General features: G+C 42.5%; 7 protein-coding genes. 1 reads left to right on the top strand and 6 read right to left on the bottom strand.

The window, feature by feature from the left end:
- Positions 1–94 precede the first annotated feature (94 nt).
- From ACH11B_RS15610 to ACH11B_RS15585, 6 genes are all read right to left on the bottom strand, one after another.
- Positions 95–1,549, bottom strand: a complete 1,455-nt coding sequence (locus ACH11B_RS15610) for an alpha-L-fucosidase (protein WP_130857581.1) — start codon at positions 1,547–1,549, stop codon at positions 95–97.
- A gap of 18 nt (positions 1,550–1,567) precedes the next feature.
- Positions 1,568–3,136, bottom strand: coding sequence for a RagB/SusD family nutrient uptake outer membrane protein (locus tag ACH11B_RS15605; RefSeq protein ID WP_377609632.1), 1,569 nt, complete (start codon positions 3,134–3,136; stop codon positions 1,568–1,570).
- Positions 3,137–3,147: 11 nt separating this feature from the next.
- Positions 3,148–6,237, bottom strand: a complete 3,090-nt coding sequence (locus tag ACH11B_RS15600) for a SusC/RagA family TonB-linked outer membrane protein (protein ID WP_377609634.1) — start codon at positions 6,235–6,237, stop codon at positions 3,148–3,150.
- Positions 6,238–6,357: 120 nt separating this feature from the next.
- Positions 6,358–8,172: an alpha-L-fucosidase gene (locus ACH11B_RS15595; RefSeq protein ID WP_013666128.1), complete on the bottom strand. Its 1,815-nt coding sequence runs from the start codon at positions 8,170–8,172 to the stop codon at positions 6,358–6,360.
- Positions 8,173–8,258: 86 nt separating this feature from the next.
- Complete coding sequence (locus tag ACH11B_RS15590; protein WP_377609636.1) at positions 8,259–10,823, bottom strand: glycosyl hydrolase family 95 catalytic domain-containing protein; 2,565 nt, start codon at positions 10,821–10,823, stop codon at positions 8,259–8,261.
- A gap of 280 nt (positions 10,824–11,103) precedes the next feature.
- Positions 11,104–11,541 (bottom strand): Hsp20/alpha crystallin family protein, encoded by a 438-nt coding sequence (locus tag ACH11B_RS15585; RefSeq protein WP_377609638.1) that lies wholly within the window; start codon positions 11,539–11,541, stop codon positions 11,104–11,106.
- A gap of 360 nt (positions 11,542–11,901) precedes the next feature.
- Between ACH11B_RS15585 and ACH11B_RS15580 the strand changes: the two genes are divergently transcribed.
- On the top strand, positions 11,902–14,979 hold the full coding sequence (locus ACH11B_RS15580; RefSeq protein WP_377609640.1) for a SusC/RagA family TonB-linked outer membrane protein: 3,078 nt from the start codon (positions 11,902–11,904) through the stop codon (positions 14,977–14,979).
- Positions 14,980–14,982 lie beyond the last annotated feature (3 nt).

Below are 14,982 nucleotides of genomic sequence, written 5' to 3'. Positions count from 1 at the left end.
TAACCACTTAACTACTCAACCATTTAACCACTTAACTACTCAACCATTTAACCACTTAACTACTCGACCATTTCACTACTCAACGATCAACCACTTAATCCAATGCACCACTTTTCATCATTTTTGCAGGTAATCCGTGTTTTACAGCCTCCACATGACCTTTTAGCTCCAGTTTAACAACAGTCGCCACCTTATCAGGTGCTTCTAAAGGAAGAGCTATTGAGACCGTATCCCCTTTGTTACCCGCCTTTATGATTTGCCCGTTGGCCAAAAGCATCGCAGATAGCACCTTGTTTCTCAATTTAGGGACAACCAATTTCCCGTCCGAGGGCCAGTCAAATACAGATAAATAAAGAATGGTGTTATTTCCGGTCTCTTTCATGGTGCATCTACCCCAATTCAATGGAGCAAGTGGACTAGCCTTAGTTGCGTAAATAGCTTCCCCATTTACTTTCATCCAATCACCGATTGCTTTCAACCGATCGATGCTTTCTTTGGGGAAAGTACCGTCGGGCTTAGGGCCGATATTCAGCAAGTAGTTTCCTCCCTTAGAGGCAATATCGATTAAGTTTTGGATAAGGGTTTCGCTTGATTTCCAGTTATTGTCAGAAGTTCGATATCCCCAAGTCCCATTCATGGTCATACAAGTTTCCCAATACTTTCCATCCAGTTCACTGAAGTCCGGAATCTTTTGCTCGGGGGTTTTCGTATCTCCCGGAAAGTTGGGTCTTTTCAACCGATCGTTCGTGATAATATGGGGTTGCAGTTTAAGTTGTTCCTGTAATTTAAGCGCCGCTTCATCCGTCATATTCGTTGGTGTATCCCACCACAGTATCGCAATATCGCCGTAATTACTAAGCAGTTCTTTTACCTGCGGCACAGAAACCTTATTGATATACTCATCAAACGAAACCGTTTCCTGAGCAGGATCCCAATGCCCTTTATGAGTTAAGGTATATGCATCTATCCGAGCCGAATCAGGGTTTGGCCATCCTTCTCGCATTAATTTTCTGGCTGCCGATCCACCGGGATTATTCCAATCTTGGGCCTGGGAATAATAAAAGCCTAACTTAATCCCATATTTTCTACAGGCCTCTGCCAAAGGCTTTAACAGATCGCGGCCATAAGGGCTTGCATCCACTACATTCCATTTACTGGCAGCAGTTCTAAATAAGGCAAATCCATCATGGTGTTTAGCGGTAATAATCAAATATTTCATACCGGCTTCTTTCGCCATTCTTACCCATTCATCTGGGTTGTAGTGCACCGGATTGAACTTTTTAGCAGCAGCCTGGTATTCGGCTACCGGAATTTTACAACGGTTCATAATCCACTCAGCGCCACCTCTTGCCTGTTCGTGGCCTTTATAAACACCAGCAAATTGGGCATACACGCCCCAATGGATAAACATGCCAAATCGGGCTTCTGTCCACCATTTCATTCGCTCTTTACCCTTCTCAACCGGTATTTGTGCATTTAAAAGCTGTAGTGGAAGTACCAAGCTCATGGAGAGTAAAATTATCCGTGCCAATTGTCCGAACTTGTTCATCTTACATAAGGTTAACAGTTAAAAACCGGGTGTTTGCTTATAGCCCTCGTTCCCTAAACTTCGGGCGATATCGACCTCGGACTGCGGAACCGGCCATAACGTGTCACGCGCTTGGAATAATCTTGCGGCACCATCGGGATCTTGGATCGTATCCATAACTTCTTTGATAACCCCCCAACGTTTTAAATCGAAATAACGTTGCCCCTCTAAAGCAAGTTCAACCCGCCGTTCCTGCCTGATTACTTCTCGAAGTTCTTCCCGACTATAACTATCATTCAGGTTAAACAAGGGCATGTTCACATCGGAACGAGAACGGACCTGATTCAGTGCGTCGATAATCGTCTGATCGGGTCCACTGTTTTCATTTTTCGCCTCAGCGTACATAAGCAATACATCGGCATAACGTAAAAATACCCAATCTTGATCACTTTGCGTAGCATAGCTGGTTGGCCATTTTGATTCGTTAATATATTTACGCGGCAGGTAACCGCCCAACACATTCTCAAAGACGGGATCAAAGGCCGAGGAAGCATCTGTCCCGCGCCAAACGCCTTCATAAATAATGGATGCTTTCAAACGCGGATCTCGATTTTCATAAGGATTATTCGGATCATACAAAGGAGATTCCGTAATAGGCTTACCGTCCGTGCATGTGTAACTGTCTACCAAATAGTATAAAGGTTGCACGGCCTTCAAGTAAGAATACATCATGTCAGCAGGACTGTACATATTAGGTGGCAGAAACTTTGCTGAAAACATAATCTCGGGATTATTATTTTGGCCGGGTTTTCTAAAGAGATTCCGATAACCTCCCTGATAAATAGAAAATACTTTTTCGTCGATAATTATTTGCGCCGTGTTGGCAGCAGCGTCCCATTGTTTATTGGTGAGCAGTACTTTGACCTTATACCCTAAAGCAGATCCCCGCACCGCATGTCCACTATAAGAAGTGTTAGGTAGGTGTTCAATCGCAAAATCAAGGTCTTCCAAAATGGCAGAAATGATCGCTGCTTTTGGCGTTCGAGCCAACATAGCACTTGCTTCATCTAATCCTAATGGTTGCAGCGTTAAAGGAACGTCGCCATACAAACGAGTAAGTAAAAAATAGTAGTGCGCTCTGATAAACCTTGCTTCGCCTTTATATATATTGCGTTGCTCTTCACTCAGTGTAGCGATCTTATCGATATTGGCAAGTAAGCGGTTACAAGCACCGATCGCTTGATAGGATATCTCATACCCTTCCGTTTGCATTCCGCCGGTTGTAGGCGTTATTCCCGACCGGGAAATCACATTAAAGCTATTGGAACTGCTGGGGACGAAGGCATCGTCAGAAAGCCCATCCCAGAGCATGGAAGCGCCACCCCAACCACCACGAGCTGCAGTGGAGGATGTTGCATTGTATCCTCTACTGAGGAACTCATAACAACCTGCCAACGCTAAATCCGCATCGCTTTTTGTTTTCCAAAAATTCTGCTCCGAAATCTTATCGGTTGGATCCTTCTCCAACAAGTCTTTTGTACAACTATTTAGACTAAGTGCTGCAAGCGTAGCCAAAGTAATATATATTGTTTTTAATGTAAGCTTCATAACATCAGGTTTTAAAAGGTTATACTAGTACCGAATGCAAATACTTTATTCTGCGGGTGCGTTACATATCTTCCTGAAGTAGCTCCCCCGCCGGAAGATACACCACGCTCAGGATCCAAACCAGGGAATTTTGAAAAAGTCAACAAATTATCTCCTGCAAAATAGATTCGTAGACCACTGATTCCGATTTTACTTAGCATGCTTGCCGGTAAGTTGTATCCGAGCTGGACATTCTTCAATCGTAAGAAAGATGCATCCTTAAGAAAAAAGGTCGAAGCAGTTCTAACATTATTGGCGGCTGGCGTGCCCTCGGCTCCCACTATTGGTAAGCTTGCATTCGGGTTTTCAGGCGTCCAGGAATCCTCCATCCAATCGCGGGTGAATACACCGCCTTGCCGAAATGGAACAATCCCCCACTCACTTACGAATATCTTCTGTCCTTGTGACCCAAAAAGAAACACGGTCAAATCAAAATTTTTCCAGGTAGCCGAGGCGTTAAAAGAATAGTCAAAATTTGGAAACGCACCTGGAACCACTACCCGATCATTATTATCCACTTGATGATCACCATTGACATCAGCAAATTGCAAGTAGCCTGGTTTTGCAGGAATTTGTTGAACAGGAGCATTAGTAATATCATCCTGCGAGCGAAAGATACCGATGTTTTGTAGCAAGTAGAAGCTTCCATAGGGCAACCCTTCACGGATAATCGTGTTTCCCTGAATGCGCTCGGCCCCATATTTAATCACTTTATTACGATTGGCTTGAATATTTCCACTCAAGCTCAACGCAACTTCTCCAAAGGTCTCCCTATATTGTAAACCAAGCTCTACGCCTCGGTTCCTCAATTCTCCGTAATTAACCGTTGGCGCCGCCAAGCCAATATAAGCGGGGAAAGCGGTTGAAGAAGATAAGATATCAGAAGTAACCTTATTGTACCAATCAAAATTGGCAATTAATTTATTGTTAAAGAAACCAAGGTCAACACCGAAATCGACAACAGTGGTGCTTTCCCACTTAATGCGATTATTTGCCATGGCTTCCTGACGAGCAGCCTGCTGTAACGATTCTTCAAATGGATAAGCGTAAGACGAATTCAACACCGTTTGATAAGGATAATTACCGATGTTCTGATTCCCCAAGGTACCAATAGATGCCCGCAACTTGAGGTCACTCATAACAGCTTTTAATCCATCTCCGTAAAAAGCCTCTTCAGCTATACGCCAACCTCCTGATACAGAAGGAAAAAACGCCCACTTCAAATCTTTAGGGAAGCGGGAAGAAGCATCGTAACGCGCATTTCCTTCTAATAAATACTTCCCTTTGTAATCGTAATTTATTCTTCCATAATAAGATCTGAGCGACCATTCTTCTGTGACACCTTCATTTGTTTGCTGTCCTGCACCACCGGCATTTAGCTCAGGTACTTCATTGCTGGGGAATTGCAAACGACTACCTAAAAGCATCTGGGTTTTATTATATTCTACTTGCGTGCCGGCTAGCACTTTTAAATGATGATTACCAAAAGATTTATCATAAGTAAGTTGGGTATAACCTACGGGATATACATTATTATCGTCCGTAACCGTCAGACCTTGTCCGCCAACATCGAGAAGTCTACTTGGTGCATCATTCGGCCCCGCAAACCAGAGATATTGTTCAATGACCGGCTTAAAAGTATAGTTTTTAGAAAAGCTATAATTCAAGCCACCACTTGTTCTCCACTCTAATCCTTCCAGCAATTTAACATTCAGAAAAAGATTGCCCTGCATATAATAGTTGTTTAACTTGGTTAAGGCATTTTCCGCCACAGCTACCGGATTTTTGTTAGGTGACTGGAAAGGATAGGCTCGGGAGGTATAACGACCACTGCCATCCGGCAGGTAAGGGCCATAGAGTGGTGACTGACTAATGGTGGATAGAAATTGATCTTCGCTCCCATTCCTCGGATATTTTCGGTCTCCATAGTTCAAGGTGATGCTGGATCCGAAATTAATTCGTTCATTGATCTTCGCGTTCAGGTTTATCTGTAAATTGTACTTTTTGAAAGAAGTCCCAACCATAATATCCGGTTGATCAACGTAGCCAAGAATAACGTTATAAGTTGTTCCACTTCCTCCCCCACTAAGTGATAGGTTATGCGTTTGTACCGGTACTGTTTTAAACACCGCATCTAACCAGTTAAAATCAGGATATAAATTTTTATCCGTGGCATTTGCATAAGCGTCAATCATTTCCTGACTGAACATCGCATTGGAATTCGTGATGCCCGAGTTTATAGCAGCCTGATTATATAACTTCATGTAATCGACTGAATTATATACAAAATCCGGCAGCGACGACGCCTTGGTAATGCCGATATTGTAATCGTAGGTCAGCTTGGCTTTACCTGCCTTCCCCTGCTTAGTAGTAACCAGTATCACCCCATTTGCGGCCCTAGCTCCGTAAATAGCAGCTGAAGCCGCATCTTTTAGTACCGTAACATTTTCGATGGCCTGCGGGTTCAGATTTGTTAGGCTTCCCGGAATACCATCTACAATAATCAGTGGCGAAGCGGAGGCCCCATAGGAACCCAAGCCTCTCACTTGCAGATTCACGTTCTCATTTCCAGCTTCGCCGGAGGCTTGCGTAACGCGCAAACCGGGCATTCGGCCTTGAAGCAACTGTGTCGGATTAGTAGCAATTCGCTTATTCACCACATCGCCATCTACAGAAGCAATGGCACCTGTTAAGTTTACCTTCTTTTGCGTTCCATAACCCACAACGACTACCTCGTCCATTTGATTGCTGAGCTCCTGTAATATAATATTAACTTGCTTTTGTCCGTTGACGGTCGCTTCCTTCGTTGCCATACCAACCTGACTAAAAATCAGCACATCGTGAGACTCCACCTGTAATTGGTAAAGCCCGTTAGCATCTGTTGTTGTACCTTTATTTTTTCCTTTAACCCTGACACTTACTCCCGGAGCAGTTTGTCCATCAGGCGTTGTCACTTTACCAGATACCGTGCTATTTCCCTGTGCCAGCGCACAGAAGCTCAAAACACAAGTTTGAAATAATAATAGTACTATAAATAGTCCTCTTGTAAATTTACCCTTCATCTTTTTTAGTTTATGCGGTTAGCCATCATTAGGTTTGTGCACAAAAGTCTCAATTCGCTCCAATCTCTAAGGGTAATTTTCGTTCTATTTAGGGGTACAAAATGGTTTTTGTCATCTTCTTTAATCTATCGGTTTTATTATCACAGCCTTTAGTTTAAATAATTCGCTTTTACCGCTTAAGGGCCTTATATCCAAAGTATACCGTCCCGGTTTATTTATTGAAATTGTTGCCACGTCATGCCGAACGAAGAGCAATGGTGCTTTTTTATCAAAACTACCCGTGTGTAAAGTTCTAAAGTAAAAGTTTTGTCCATTGATTGATAATGTTCCCTCCTGATTAGCGCTTTCGGGCTCACAGGCATATTCGAGCGTAATCCGGTAGTTGCCGGATTCCATTAATTGCGTGTCAAATTCGATTATATCTTTTTCCCTATCAGCCATTCCAACCACACAGTTGGTATGTTTCCAATCACCATAGTAATGACTGTAGGTTAAGCTTTCGATACGGGCATTGCCCGTCGTTTTTGCAAAGGCTGCTTTTATCTCATTTTCGTCAAACTGGTTGGAAATGGTGATGGGCGCGTTCTTATTATAGGTAGGCGCTTCTCCCGCATATTCCAATACAAATACGGTATTTTTCGCATCAGATAAAGTTATGGGTAAGTCGATCCAAATAGCGTCTCCCCTTTTATGCCATTTTACAGGCTGCCCATCAGCCAAAGCGTATACCTTTTGCACCTGCATATTGGCATTTGGAATCAGCAGCTTCCCGCTACGGGGTCGGGTCCAAACATGTAAGTATTGCTTTCCCGGTTTTGATGTCGTTACACCCCAGGGTTGTTGAGGAATCAAGCCCTGTGTAGTGCCATAAATACTTTCGCCATTAACCTGTAACCATCGCCCTGTTTCCCGTAAAAACTGAGCTGAATAAGCTGGAATACGACCTGAACCATCAGGACCCACGTTCAGCATGAGATTCCCCCCTTTAGATGCAGCTTCGGCCAATAATCGAATAATCGTTTCGGGTGTCTTAAAATTCATATCATGCTTCATGTAACCCCAGGAGTCGTTATGGGTATAAATTGATTCCCAAGCACCATTAATGGGCATGGCAGGCATTTCAGAGTCGCCATAATCCCGATAATCACCCAAACCATGTCCGACTCGGCTACTGAATAAACTTTTCGGTTGCAGCAACCGTAAACTATCGATAAACTGCTGCGTTTGCTCTTTACTCAAACCACCAGGCGTGTCAAACCAAACGATACTTAAATCCCCATAATTAGACATCAGCTCTTTTAGCTGCGGAATCGCCTTTTGCCGATAATACTTTTGGTAGTCCTTTTTAGATTCATCAAAATCCCAGGTATTTTTACCCCCATTTGGATTATGCCAATCCTGAAATTGCGAGTAGTAAAAGCCAAAATGCATGCCCCGTTTACGAACCGCATCAGCCAATAATTTCATTGGATCTTGTTTAAAAGGCGTTGCATCTACAATATCAAAGGTACTGACCTTAGAATCATACATGGCAAAGCCTTCATGGTGTTTTGCCGTAATAACCACATATTTGATTCCTGCATCTTTAGCTAGTTGTGCCCACTCATCCGCATTAAATCGGGAGGGATTAAAAGTTGCAGCAGTGGCTTCATACTCCCTCACAGGAATCTTTGCTTGATTCATAATCCACTCGCCACTCCCATAATATCGTTTCCCTTTCCACTCTCCTCCTAAATGCGAGTAAAGCCCCCAATGGATAAATAAACCGAATTTAGCATCTTTAAACCACTGGATGTTGGCGTGCTCTTTACCGCTCGAACGGCTTTCCCACATTTCATCCATCGTTTGTGCATGTGCGGTCATTCCGAACAGGAATACACAAATTACTATACACCGTTGATATTTGCGACTATATAGTGTAGTCCAATTTTTCATTTTTTAAATGGATTTATTAACTTATAACTTATAATTTCTCATTCAAATACGAATCTTTCGTAAATAAATGTAAATAAAGCAACCGGCTATTCAGTTGGCCACTTCTTCGCGTTAAATAATGTGGGATTCGTACCATCTTTGACCATAACAATTCGGTCATCTTTTTCAGCAGCAAAAATCAATAAATCGCCCCGTTTAATTTTTTCCTTTTTACCATTTCGATAGATAACAATCGCCTGTCCCGGCCAAGGGTTCTGGATACGACAGGTCTGTTTATCTTGCGCCTTGATTTCCACGAAGCGAATAATACCCTTATTCATTGATGCACTTACCAGAAAATTATTTCTTGCCAGCAGCTTAAAAGCACCATTCCATTCCTTCGGCCAGGCATGGAAAACGCGTATTATAGGCTCTTCACCGGGAAGAGGGGGGCCGTTAAAGCACAAAGCAGCATGAAGCGCTTCGGCGCAGCGTCCTAAGCGTTGGATATTAGTGGTATAGAAACCTTCACTCAGATCCATTCTATTGGCCATCACCTCGTGTTTCGAATTCCTTCGTAATTGATTTAGCAACAAATAACGTATCGCATCTTCCCTACCTAAAATCGCTCCCGAGACGGGTAGCTTGGATAATACATGGAGGGAACTATTCTTTTTGTCTTCCGTTTTAAAATAAGCGTCAAGGGTATTATTTGCTATTTCCCAATACTTCTTATTACCTCCCGGGTTACATAGGTCAAAAAACCATACGGGCATCGTATTCCCATCCGGCAGTCTTTTCCCGTTTCCGCGAACCGCACTTGTAGGAGGAAGCGAACCCACCCATACTTCCTTTTCATGGAAACTTTCTGCATAGTCAAAATTGGTGGTTAAGGGTGCTAAATGTTTGAGAAACTCTTGCCATATCGGTCGCATTTCCACATCGACCTGTAATACCTCAGAAGCTTTTATCAGTACAGGAAAAACACCCCTCATCGAAGCGATTTCTTCTACTGTATTATGCCCTCCCCAAATCGATTCATTGTCATTTACATGGTAAATATGATATTTGCCATCCGGCTCTTTCTTTACATTTGGGAAATTCCGATAAAATTCTCCCACTCCTTTCAGCATGGGATAAGCTTTCTCTCTTAACCACTTTTCATCTTTTGTATATTCGTATTTTTGCCAGAATTGGTAAGCTATTTTTGCTCCTCTCGAAAATAAATGGTTTACAGGGCCATATGGGCCATCACCCCGCTCTTGATAGGTCCATTTTCCTTCCCTCCATTCACCTGCATGTTTCCAATTCCATCGACTCAAAAAGGGGATCTTTGTTTCGGCGTAAGCCATAAATCGACCTGAACGTTGCGTCCAAGGTTTTTCCAATAGATATAATGCTTGCATCTCTCGAGCAATATCATCCGGCATAGAAGGCACCCCATCGAATCCCATCGTCTCCGGTATATATATGCCCTTCGATCGCCACTGTTGCTGAGCAGCGACTTCAAACGTTTTGTAATTGTTATAATACAAATTGAACAAGGGATCCATTAGTTCCATATGGTTTGTTGGAAATAACGCATTATATAAGCAGCTTTGATTGGCGCCCCAAAACGCATTTCCCCACTGTCTCAGATCGCCGCCGGTAGACCATAACATTCCGTTGAATTTGGTGGGGTATTTACCTCTTGAACTCGAAGCCATGACATATAAATAATAGGTATAGTTTTGCTCAACATAATCAGCTTCCCTATCGGAGCTGGAAAGATGGATGAAAGATTTTTGCCAAAAATCAGCCCACCACGCCTGATGAGCTTTGAACAGTTTCAAGTAATGCTGTTTTCTTACCGATTTCATGCTAGCTACAGCAGTTGCCTTTACATTTTCTGTTGGATCAAATGTCGCAGCACTCGCTATAAAAACTGTAAATTCGGACGCATCTTGCGCGTTTGATATGCGCATAGTGGACTCATTGGTAAGTTCAATTGAACCGGGATGATCTGATAAACTGATAACTACTGCAGATGCGCAGTAATACTCATCTTCACGAAACTCTTGCGTTAGTATCATATAATCGCCTTCCTGTTCCAATTTGGATATTGCAGTATGGTTTCCCCGTTTTGTAACAGGTTTACGTAGCATACCCAAGTTCGTCATAATAGAACGTGGAAGTGTACGCTCATCTTTTACATGCAGGATAATGACATCCTCTTCAGCCAATGCCATCACTTGAGCATCTATTCCTTTTCCCTTCACCGTTGAAATTCCCGTATAGCATGAAAGATGTTGACGGTATGTAGGCGCAACAAAAACCTGTTCTCCAAAATCTATATCGACTTTGGCCGTAGCTCCAATATATTCCGTATTTCGTTCAAAAAAATTATTGGAAGCGGAGTTGTTACCAAATACATCTGCTCTGTTGATTTGCAACTTCACTTGAGAAGGTGTTGTCCATACCAAGCTACCCATACGGCCGTTTCCAATCGGTTGGCCTTCTTCACTTTTTTCCACTGGCTGCGTATAGTGTAGGTCTGCCCTCGTCACCAAACGTTCATAATCCATTTGTATTAACGGCTCATTCGCTATTTTGGAGGGGGACTGCGCTTTAACTAAATCCGTATGAACGAACAAAACAAACCAAATGTGAGCCGCAACAATCCTATTTATCATGTTTATTTACTTTAAAAATAAAGGACACCTCTTCCAATTATACCGCTTCAATATTTTGTTCAACCGGTCTGCCAAAGCGGAGTCTATCAAACTGATATATTCGCTATTAAAATGGAATCAAAAGCCTTTAAAGATGTTTAATAGGGGATTAAAAGTTTACAATTGAAGCAAATAAACACTTAAAAAAAGAAAAAAAAGAGGAATTTATGATCGATTATGGGGTAAAAATTGGTTAAATACCACAAGGTATAAAAAAGCCACCTGTCGGTGGCTATAGAAATCAAGAAATATTAATTAATCTGGGTCCCTTTCGTTTAGCCTCCTCTTTTTTGGGAATCGTTAATTTCAATAGGCCATTTTCGTATTTTGCTTCAATTTTATCCTCATCCACCACATCTTTAGGAAAATTGAAGCTCCGTTGGAACGATCGATAACTAAACTCTTTACGAGCATATCCGTCATCCCTTTTTTCATCTTCATATTCCTTGGTAGAAGAGATGGTTAACAGATTACCGTCGAGCTCAATTTTAAAATCATCCTTATTCATTCCCGGCGCCGCCATTTCCACCTCATAATTGTCCGCCGTTTCTTTGATATTTACCGAAGGGACGGTAGCGTTCGGTGAAAAATTGCCGCTGTCCCAATTCATTAAATCCCTGTTAAAAAAGTCGTCAAACAGGGAAGGAAAACCACTTCTACTTCTTCTAGTAAGTGACATCACAACCTCCTTTTTTATAGTTTACTCGTTAACTTTATGCAAGTCAATAAAAAAACAAGTAGAAAAATGGAAAGTTTCAAAGAATTCTATTCTAAATAGATTATTGTAGACCGACTCCGTAAAGTATCCGTTATCCTCTGAGCTTTGTTACTTTAAAAATTTACAAAATATTTTGATAAGTAAATTTTAAATTTCTATCTTCGGGTACGTAACCGAAATTATAAACTCTTTCTGCGGGACTATATTGCTCATTAGACTATTACTTATGAATAATTGCTTGCGATATTAACGTGTACGTACACATTACAGATTTAAACCTGTAGGTGTAGGTCGAAAGTGGTGCTTATTAAAACTTAAATTATGGAGAAAAAGACAAATCACCTAACATCAAAAATCTTGGCTTTTTTGTTAATGGCCTGTTCCACCATCGGCGAACTGGCTGCCCAGACCATTCGTATGCAGGGAAAAGTAGTCGATGAAAAAAATGCACCCTTGGCCGGTGTATCCGTTCGGGACACCGTTAACCGTACGGGCGTTACTACCGATCTTGACGGCCATTTCAGTATCATGACGAATAGTGGATCTACGTTAACCTTCTCGTTGATAGGTTACCTCAGTCAAAACCATAAAGTGAATGGAAGGCAACACTTAACCATTACGTTAAAAGAAGACATTTCCGCATTGGACGAAGTGGTGGTTATCGGTTACGGAACGATGAAAAAATCCTCCGTCACAGCGGCCGTGTCAAAACTGGAAAATAAAAATCTCGACCAGATTCCCTTAGCTAGACCCGAAGCCGCTCTCCAGGGTAGGCTAGCGGGCGTTAACGTATCGCAGACGCGCAGTGCTCCCGGTTCGGCGCCGCTGATACGTATTCGTGGTGGTTCAGGGTCCATTGATGCAGGCAATAGTCCTTTAGTGGTAGTCGACGGTTTCCCCGGAGGCTCTTTTGCCAATGTCAATATGAATGATGTGGAGTCGATCGAAGTACTTAAAGATGCCTCTTCTGCTGCCATTTATGGATCGAGAGGTGCGGGAGGAGTAATTATTATTACTACGAAACGTGGAAAAACGGGAAAGCCGGTACTTAACATCAATGCAAGTGGCGGTGTTTCGACAGCCATGGGACACGATGATTGGCTGGATAAAGATGAATATTACGCTTACGCTGTTAGATACCAAAACCGGGAATTTAATTATGTTGGTGGAGATACCAGTATTCCCGTTTGGGGAGACAATCGACGCCCTCCTCAATATCAGGTTAGCGATGCGCTCAGAAACAACGCCAATACCAATTGGCAAGATGCCCTCTTATCCCCTGCCCCTTTCCAGAATTACGATCTATCAGTAAGTGGCGGTACCGAAAACGTAAAATACTATGCATCAGCCATTATAAAAGATGTGCAAGGAACATTGAAAAACACCTGGTTTAAAAGTTACGGTGCGCGAGCAAATGTGGATGTAAAGGTAAACGATCGCGTGAATATGGGGCTGATGCTTAATCCCAATTATACACGTAATCGCTTATCCCCACATGCGATGATCGACTTGGTCAAATATCCGCCATTTGTGCCGGTTCAAAACCCGGATGGCTCCTATCCAAAAGCGCGTGATTATTGGGGGCTCGTCGTATCCGGCCAAACGAATCCCATGGCATTTATGGAAGGTTCTTTCTACTTTGACGATGCCATGACCACCATAGGCGAAGTGTATGCCAGTATCGATCTTGCCAAAGGGCTCAAAATAAAATCTTCCATAGGAACCACCATAAGTTATTCTTCTTCCGATCGGTTCCGAAGCACTTGGGGTTCAACCAATGGCATATCCATTGGTACAGCTAGTGACTCCAGAACCATTAACTTACTGAATGAAAACGTATTAAGTTATAATAAGGATTTTAATAATCATCACTTCGATGCGATTCTGGGAGCATCTTATCAAAGAGCAACCTCCAGATCATCGGCTATGGGGGCCGTACCCGGGTCATTCAATAATGACATTATCCATACCTTAAACAATGCGATTATCGATCCCGCCCAAACCAGGACGTCTAAAACAGAATGGGGACTCGTTTCCTATTTCTCTCGGGTTCATTATGCTTATAAAGACAAATACCTATTATCCGCTTCCATGCGAACGGACGCTTCATCGCGTTTTGGACCAAATAATAAATGGGGATGGTTTCCTTCGGCATCCCTTGCTTGGCGAGTTTCGCAAGAGGAATTTATGAAAAGTCTCTCTGCCATAAGTGATTTAAAGCTACGTGCAAGTTACGGTTCGACCGGAAATTTTAATATTGGCAATTTTGACTATCTGGGCCAAATCGGGAACACTTATTATTCGCCAAACAATGAGCTTTCCAATGCACAGGTACAAACTACCCTGGGTAATCCGTCACTCAGCTGGGAAAAAACGCAGGAATATGATTTCGGTATTGATTTGGGCTTATGGGCAAACCGACTTAATCTTACCGTGGATTATTACCAAAAAACCACCTCTAATTTGTTGTACAATGTATCCATTCCTGCGATTACCGGCTTTACAAGCTGGCTTACGAATATTGGAAAAATCCGCAATCAAGGGATCGAACTGGAATTGACTTCTCGAAATTTTCAAGGAGGATCTTTTTCGTGGTCGACCTCCTTCAATCTTGCTCATAATAAGAACAAGGTTATTGATCTGGGTGGGCTTTCCGAGCGCTTATATACGGATCGTTTTGGTATGAGCTGGCTGCTGCGACTGGGAGAACCCATGTTTTCTTATTATGGTTATCAAGCCATAGGTGTTTTACAAAATCAGGAAGAAGTAGCTAATACCCCTGTTCTTTCAGGATCCAAACCCGGAAATCCGAAATATCAAGATGTCAATGGTGACGGGCGCATTAACCCCGAAGACCGGGTGATATTAGGCAGTTATATGCCGAAAACTATTTTGGGTTTGGTGAACGATTTCTCGTGGAAAAATTTTGATCTCAGCATTGCCATTCAAGCTTCATTGGGTGCTAAGATCTATAACTTCGAGAACCAATATTACCAAGGCAATGTCTTAGGTGCAATGCGCCGCTCCTTAGTAGAAGGGCAGTGGTGGTCGGAACAGGAGCCTGGCGACGGAAAGATGCCTGCAGCGGCGTTAAGTCAATTGGAATTTCAGGCGAATTCCAGTATCTATATCGAAAATGCCTCTTTTCTTGCCGTTCGCAACGTAAACTTCGGTTATACTTTTCCCGAACACCTTGCGAACAAACTAAAAATGAAAAAATTTCGGCTCTACACTTCCATCAACAACCTTTTTATGATTACCGATAAAAATTTTCACGGCTATAACCCGGAAGGTTATACAGCTGGGGAAATCGACGGAATCAATAGTACTCCTGGTTATAATAGTGGTTCAGAACCTGTTAATCGAATTTTCACATTAGGCCTAAATGTTAATTTCTAGTCA

The sequence above is a fragment of the Olivibacter sp. EAT-5 genome (genome assembly GCF_044784325.1).
GTDB lineage: Bacteria > Bacteroidota > Bacteroidia > Sphingobacteriales > Sphingobacteriaceae > Olivibacter > Olivibacter oleidegradans.
Note: the sequence above shows the minus strand (reverse complement) of the source record. Positions and strands in the feature narration are given on the sequence as shown.

Excerpts from the sequence above, each read along its gene's own strand:
- ACH11B_RS15610 (WP_130857581.1), bottom strand. The coding sequence starts at position 1,549 with ATGAACAAGTTCGGACAATTGGCACGGATAATTTTACTCTCCATGAGC.
- ACH11B_RS15605 (WP_377609632.1), bottom strand. The coding sequence starts at position 3,136 with ATGAAGCTTACATTAAAAACAATATATATTACTTTGGCTACGCTTGCA.
- ACH11B_RS15600 (WP_377609634.1), bottom strand. The coding sequence starts at position 6,237 with ATGAAGGGTAAATTTACAAGAGGACTATTTATAGTACTATTATTATTT.
- ACH11B_RS15595 (WP_013666128.1), bottom strand. The coding sequence starts at position 8,172 with ATGAAAAATTGGACTACACTATATAGTCGCAAATATCAACGGTGTATA.
- ACH11B_RS15590 (WP_377609636.1), bottom strand. The coding sequence starts at position 10,823 with ATGATAAATAGGATTGTTGCGGCTCACATTTGGTTTGTTTTGTTCGTT.
- ACH11B_RS15585 (WP_377609638.1), bottom strand. The coding sequence starts at position 11,541 with ATGTCACTTACTAGAAGAAGTAGAAGTGGTTTTCCTTCCCTGTTTGAC.
- ACH11B_RS15580 (WP_377609640.1), top strand. The coding sequence starts at position 11,902 with ATGGAGAAAAAGACAAATCACCTAACATCAAAAATCTTGGCTTTTTTG.